We start from the raw sequence: 959 nt of genomic DNA, 5'->3' as shown, positions 1-959 counted from the left end.
AACGGAACACCTGCTATAACAGATGGTACAAATACTTGGAATGTAACCGCTACAGGTACTATGCAAGTAGGACCATTTGCTGATGCTTCATCTATAAACCTTACCTTAGAACATGGTACAGATGCTACTTGTGATGTTGATATGGGAACTTATACCTATACATGTCCTATACCTCCGGTTAACGACAATATTTGTAATGTAATTGACTTAACCGTATTAGATGCTAGTACATCAGGTACTACTGCTGGTGATGCTTACACTACAGTTGATGCTACAGATGAAACTAATGAAACCATTCCATCTTGTTTCAATGGTACTATCGATGGTTCGGTATGGTTTAGCTTTACAGCTCCTACAAGTGGAGAAGTACAAGTTACCACTGATATTACAGGAGGCACACTTAACGACACCGAAATAGCAGTATATATGGCTTCGGCTGTAAACTGTGCTGACTTTAGTTCATTACCTACTCCTGTTGCATGTGCTCAAGATGGAGGTACTATGGTTACTCTCAATGGTGTTATCAATTTTAATGGAAGTACAAATCCATTATTAATAGCCGGCGAAACTTACTATGTTCAAGTTGATGCAGGATCGGCTACACAAGGTACTTTTGGTATTGAAATAATTGATACCTACACTACACGTGTTGACAAAAATGAAAACATCAACTTTAACTACTTCCCTAATCCGGTGAACCATAACTTATTAAACTTACAGGCAAACAAGCCAATATATTCCATAGAAATATTTAATATGTTAGGACAAAAGGTAGTATACCTTACTCCTGAAACCAATGAGTACACCGTGAAAATGCATGAACTTGCATCGGGTAACTATATTGTGAAAGTGATGATTGGAGAAACCTTAAAGGTTATCAAAATTGTAAAAGAGTAATTTATTAGCGATTTCGCATTAAATTACCTCATAAACAACATATATTTTTAATGAAAGAGCAC

General features: G+C 36.4%; 1 protein-coding gene. It reads left to right on the top strand.

The window, feature by feature from the left end; translation table 11 throughout:
• Positions 1-897: T9SS type A sorting domain-containing protein (locus tag NBRC110019_RS16695; protein WP_281756604.1), on the top strand; the 897-nt coding region annotated here is incomplete at its 5' end.
• Positions 898-959 lie beyond the last annotated feature (62 nt).

The sequence above is a fragment of the Neptunitalea chrysea genome, assembly GCF_027924145.1.
In the GTDB taxonomy this organism is placed as follows: Bacteria; Bacteroidota; Bacteroidia; order Flavobacteriales; family Flavobacteriaceae; genus Neptunitalea; species Neptunitalea chrysea.
Note: the sequence above shows the minus strand (reverse complement) of the source record. Positions and strands in the feature narration are given on the sequence as shown.